We start from the raw sequence: 5,714 nt of genomic DNA, 5'->3' as shown, positions 1-5,714 counted from the left end.
TGACTGCTGCAGGCTTTGTGCTCGTAGCCCAAGCCTTGATCGCGCTCCCCGTGCAAGCCGATACCACTCAGCAAAGCGAGGAGCAAACGGAAGAAACAAGTTGGGTTAACTGCGCCGATGAGGGCAAGCACTGCTATCCCGACAGCGACGGCGTCATCACCATGCGATACGGTGAGGGAGATAATTATACCTACATCCTTGCTCAGGGTCTGGACAGAATTTCCTGCAACAATTTCTGGGGCAACCCGTCGGATGGTCAAAACAAGAAGTGTGCCTATACGACAGCGAACCTACTGAAAGTCGCACCTGAGGGTAGCTATATTGAAGTTGCGAAGGAAGGGGCGACGTTCAACCTGCCTGATACAGGTAAGATGCACTGGATCCGATATGGCAGCAGCAACAGCTGGATGTACACGGTGATGTCCGGTGATGGCGAGCAAACAGTGGCATGCACCAACGATTACTTCAACTACAACCCGCTCAACGGCACCGACAAGGTATGCCAGTACAGCAGTAGCGCGTACTATACTCTGTCAGAGGATAACACGCTCACAGAGTGCGCTACCGAGGGACAAAACTGCACTCCGCAAGTCGGCGATGTCGTTCTCATGCGTTATGGCACTGACAATCAATTTGATTGGCGCTTTTTGCATTCAGCAGACAGTATCTATGAATGTAACAATGAAACCTTTGGGCCAAATCCGGTCCACGAAACCAAGCGTTGTTATTGGATGGCCGTAGCACCATCTGCTACCAGTACATTTGGGGTCTGGTCAAAAATCCAGTCTTGTCAAGGGCAAGGATGCTCGATTTCGGAACAACTTTCAATCGGTACCTCACGCACCAATACTTGGTCAACGACGGCAGAATGGACAAGCACAGTCACAGAATCTATGGAGGAAAGTTTTGAGGTTCTTGGCGCTGGTGGAAAGGTCAGTGAACAGGTGTCAATGAGCTTTGCATTGTCAGAGAACTTCCAAACGGCGCTATCACAGTCTGTGACAAACACCTTTACTGCTACATGCAATCCAGACAAACATGCCAAAAATCGAGTGCTTTTCCAGTTCCAGACAAATACAACTGAGAGCTGTCTGGAGACTGGAAAGTGTACAGGAGCCACCGATACACAAGACTATGCCTGCATTTCTAATCCGCCGGCTGGCTATGGCGGTCCACAATGCGTTCCCGGTTATTGCAGAGAAGATGACCCACTCTGCCTAGAGCCTTGTGCTGAGTGATAAGTATCTTAAAGGCGGCGTCTTTATCTTGCGCCGCCTCTCCATTCAACAAACTGAGTTCACACACAAAATTCGGCTACAACCCTAAAGCTGTCGCTCCATGCGCTGCTTTTCTTGTAACAACCCTTCGCGAAGTTTCTCAATTAAGAACTCGGCCTGCGGTGTAAGAACACGGCCCTGGATCCGATTGACGCAGACGTTGTAGTCCATGGACACATCTAATGGTAAAACTTTGATGGCGGCATCTTTAGGTGGATGAAAGGCTGTTATCATATCAAGAATACTCAAGCATTCTAATGAATCTACAAGTAATGGCAGTTGGCTGGGCGCATCCGCGCTGATCCTGGTATCTGGAACGACACCCACATGCTCTAAGGTTCTCAAAATGAGCTTACCATACAATGTAGATTCTGACGGTAAAATGCTCGGGTACTTGCCAAAATCAGAGACGGAAACTTTCTTCTGAGTTGCAAGTTCATGCGTAATTGGCATAATGCCCACCATCCGCAAGGTGGTCAAAACCACACTTTCAATATCTGGATGGGGCAGCTTAGGAGTTCCTATTCCAAGGTCAATTTCCCCTCTGCGCAGCTTCCAAATCTGAGTATCCCGCCCTCCAACAGAAACAATCAAATTAATATCGGGCCATCGATCTCTCACGGCCCGGATAGCATCACTGAAGAGGCGCAGTTGTGCTCCAGGTACAACAATCATCACCCTGAGGATTTGCTCACTACCGCGACGCAGTGACTGAACAGACTGATCAATATGCTCCAGCTGATCAAACATATCCTTACATTCTTGGTAGAGCGCATCTGCTTCTACGGTTGGTCGCAGGCGCCCCTTTTCGTTGACGAAGAGGTCAAATCCCAATGTCCGTTGAAAATTACTGATATGCTTACTAACGGTAGGTTGCGCAAGTTTAAGCTCTGACGCTGCCTGAGTAAGACTTCCATTCTCATAGATTGCTCGAAAGATCTCAAGTCTCTGAATGGTCAATGTACTCAATTACCCTCCTCCGCCTCATAGCTTATAGCTATAGGGCCTTCAATTTCTTTTTGTTGCGGTGGTCTAATGAGTTGCTTACTCACAGTCCGTAGTTTTACTAGAGCGCAAAATGGAAATCGAACGAACCGAATGTAATGAGCGATGATAAGTAACGAGAGCCCGCATTCCGCGTTACAATTAATCTCTGTGTTTAACTCGAGGTTGCGATAGTGTGCATTTCGGACTGAGAGATCTATATTCGCTGTTAGTAGATGTCAATAATACAGCAATTAATTTTGATACCATTAAGTAGTAATGGGATATTTTTAAATAAAAAATACGTATATATGATGCGTTTATTGAATTATCTCTATCCTATCAAATGAATAAATTGCAAAAATGCGATATATTCTCGAATCAAAATTCTATCAGTATGTAGTAAGTTCAGGTAATATCGAAATATCAAGTAATGTGAGAATATAGTACTTGTCACCCAACTGAAACTTGAGGTGGTACTTGTCCGATTGGTGCCACAGCTGCTCCACATAACCAAGACGACGCCCGTTAGCTGCTGTGCCTCAGACCCGCCTTACAACCAGATAATCCGGCGAACGTCATAGTTTCAAATTACACGTGACGATAAGATTAGAGACCTTAGTTTATGGATACTCAGATGCTTTCTGGTATTAGATCGCGAGTTGTTGTTTCGACTCTTGCGGTTATTGCAGTGATGCTTGCGCTCCAAAGTGCTTTAAGCTTGCTTAAGTTTCGAACACTGGTTGTCGAGGCAACATCATCTCGGTTGCAAGTCACCGCGAGCGCTATTGACGTGGTTATCCGGCGAGCGGAAGCTGTCGGCCTGAGCATGCATGAAATATCCGATCTGGACGCTTTGATCGAACGCGAGCGCTTGCGCGACCCAAAGATTCATCAAATTATTCTCTTAGATCTTCAGGGCACGATCCTGGCTCATTCCGGAGATCGCAATGTCTTGCAAGAAGATATGAATGAGGTTCTGCCCGGCGTTCTAACGAGTGATGATAAGACCATAACACGTGAAAGTGGGGAGTATCTGTACGCTGGCCGCTTACTGCGCGACTCTTCAAACTCCATTATGGGAGCTATTTTAGTCTCAGAGCATACTAAGGAGCTATCAGCAAAAGTGAGAGACACATGGTCCCGTCTCACACTTATGTATCTGGGTATTTTTGCAATCGTTGCAATCTCGATAGGCCTTTTCTCCTTGTTCCAATTACATGCTCTAAAGTCTTACTTCAGGAAGTCTGGTAAGGCGGATTTGGGAACTCTTGATCCCAAGGGATCTGATGAGCTGCAAAAACAGATATCGAAGGGCAAAAGAATGCAAGAAACAGCACTACTTGACCTTTCAAAAATGTCTAGTGTCAGCGCAGTCACCAAACTGAGCGATAGTCTTGAGGAAAGTTGACGTGACGATATTCTCAAGATTCTCAAGACACTTTTTGCTGACTATGTCAGTTGCTATGTCGGTGGCAGCATTTCTAAGTGTTGTTGTTACTCTGGCGGAGTTTAACTCTGGCCTAAACCCATTCTTGCTTGCAAAGGCACGGAGCGTTAGCGAAACCGTCAAGCAAAATCTGGAATATGCTAGCGAGATTGGTATTCCGTTCTCTGAAATCAGAGGAGTTAAAAAGTACCTCACTGACCTAACTGCAGAACACAAGGAAATAAGTGGAATTTCTATTGTTGCAGTTAACTCTTCGGTGCATTTGGGAGAGAGTGAGACACTCCCCTTGGAGCGTGAGAGTACCGAGAGCAATGCCATTTTACTTGCTCAGCAAACCTTCGACTCCCTTTCGAAGTTAGGAGTGTTTATTTTTGGTTCTGGCAACAGAAAACAGACGGTATTACGGATGTAGTTGTGAATGGTGCTCCTGTTGCTCGAGTGCAAACCACTTTGGATGAGGAGTACGTCAACAGTCAGCTCACCAGTATCTTTCTTGATACATTTGTTCTTCTCTTGGCGGCATGTCTGATTGCGGTTGAAGTCGTGATTGTTTGCGTCAGTTCAACCATAACAGTGCCACTACGTCTTGTTGAAACAGCCATCGTAAAGTGTGCTGGAGGGCATTTGGGCACATATCTTGGCTCTGACCGCAAAGATTGGGCCGGTCGGTTCATTGCAACGATGAACCGGCAAAACGCCAAAATTCGTAAAACGCTTGAGCAACTGCAGCAGGCAAAAAATATATCACGCGAAGAGTCGCGTACTTTCGCTAAGAAATACAAGTTGTATCGTGTCGAAGAAGGTAACAAGGCGTCTATTGCAGATGCACGGATACCACTTTTTGTATTTTGCTTAGCTGATGAGCTTCAAAAGTCGTTTCTACCGTTTTTCTCCATGGAGTATTACGGTGAAAACGATTGGTTCGAAAAAGACATCATGACGGGCCTGCCGATTTCAGCCTTCATGCTGGTCGTCGCTATCATCTCACCGTTTTCAGGACAGCTTATCGAACGTTTCAGCAACAAAAAGCTTTACCTCGCTGGTTTGGTACCTGCAATCGGTGGTTACATTTTCTGTATTTTAGCCCAAGACGCAACTGACATTGTTATTGCTCGTTCGATTACTGCAATCGGTTACGGGATTATTACAATCAGTTGCCAGAGTTATATTGCTGCTGTCGCAGACGAAGGGAGCCGCGCAAAAGCAATGGCAACCTATGTTGGTGTTACCATGACAGCCACTATGTGTGGAACGGCAATTGGTGCAATTTTGGCTGATTGGGTTGGTTATAAGCCAGTTTTCGTCATCGCTATCAGTCTTATGGTCCTTGCAGGTATTCTGGGTTGGCGAATGCTGCAAAACGAGTTGCCAAGCTTCAAGTCGGATACCGTCTCAACAACATCAAAAGCAGGTAAGCCTTTGATAACGCTCATAGGAAACACGCAGTTCGTGGCAATCCTGATGTTTTGCGCAATTCCGACCAAAATTGTCCTCACAGGATTCCTCTATTTCTTTGTTCCAATCTATCTGGCCAGCCTGGATGCCAGTCAATCTGAGATTGGTCGGATTATGATGGCCTATTCCTTGATTATTATACCAATCAGCCCACTGGCCTCTCGTCTCTCTGATCAGCTTGGAAAAAATCTTTCCGTGATCACTTATGCAACAATTGCGTCAGGAGTGGCTCTGATGGCTCTATACCAAAACACGAACATTATCGCTGTGTTTATAGTGGTCGCGTTGGTAGGCCTCGCTCATGCCTTCATCAAGGCTCCCATCATGGTTGCGGTCATGGAAGCAGTCGAGAAGGAGCAACAAATTAGCAGAACAGGTGCGCTGAGTTATCTTCGTATGTTTGAGCGTGTCGGCAGCGCTGCTGGTCCACTTATCGTAGCAGCACTGCTTGTAAAGCAAGAGTATACCACTGTTGCCGCACTTCTCGGTGCTGCGATTATTGGCTCGGGACTCATAATGCTTCTGGTTTCACGCTCCTCAAAGCAGGA

Annotated in this window: 5 protein-coding genes; 4 read left to right on the top strand and 1 reads right to left on the bottom strand. The window is 46.3% G+C overall.

Annotated elements, in window-relative coordinates; all coding sequences use genetic code 11:
• Positions 1–50: 50 nt before the first annotated feature.
• The gene (locus tag PPL9_RS30220; RefSeq protein WP_208989734.1) at positions 51–1,238 is read left to right on the top strand and encodes a hypothetical protein; all 1,188 of its coding nucleotides are present in this window, start codon (positions 51–53) and stop codon (positions 1,236–1,238) included.
• Positions 1,239–1,322: 84 nt separating this feature from the next.
• On the opposite strand, the gene PPL9_RS30215 is transcribed toward PPL9_RS30220, so the two are convergent.
• On the bottom strand, positions 1,323–2,246 hold the full coding sequence (locus PPL9_RS30215) for a LysR family transcriptional regulator (RefSeq protein ID WP_057466195.1): 924 nt from the start codon (positions 2,244–2,246) through the stop codon (positions 1,323–1,325).
• Between the two features lie 640 nt (positions 2,247–2,886).
• On the opposite strand from PPL9_RS30215, the gene PPL9_RS30210 reads away from it, so the two are divergent.
• From PPL9_RS30210 to PPL9_RS30205, 3 genes are all read left to right on the top strand, one after another.
• Positions 2,887–3,672 carry a hypothetical protein gene (locus PPL9_RS30210; protein ID WP_057466194.1) on the top strand — a complete coding sequence of 262 codons (786 nt, stop codon included), beginning with the start codon at positions 2,887–2,889 and terminating at the stop codon, positions 3,670–3,672.
• Position 3,673: 1 nt separating this feature from the next.
• The gene (locus PPL9_RS33955) at positions 3,674–4,123 is read left to right on the top strand and encodes a hypothetical protein (RefSeq protein WP_208989733.1); all 450 of its coding nucleotides are present in this window, start codon (positions 3,674–3,676) and stop codon (positions 4,121–4,123) included.
• Positions 4,124–4,161: 38 nt separating this feature from the next.
• Positions 4,162–5,714: MFS transporter (locus PPL9_RS30205; protein WP_208989732.1), on the top strand; the 1,553-nt coding region annotated here is incomplete at its 3' end.

Origin of the sequence: Pseudovibrio sp. POLY-S9, from assembly GCF_001431305.1 — a bacterium.
GTDB lineage: Bacteria > Pseudomonadota > Alphaproteobacteria > Rhizobiales > Stappiaceae > Pseudovibrio.
Note: the sequence above shows the minus strand (reverse complement) of the source record. Positions and strands in the feature narration are given on the sequence as shown.

Bases quoted from the DNA above. Each gene is read 5' to 3' on its own strand.
- PPL9_RS30210 (WP_057466194.1), top strand. From the start codon at position 2,887: ATGGATACTCAGATGCTTTCTGGTATTAGATCGCGAGTTGTTGTTTCG.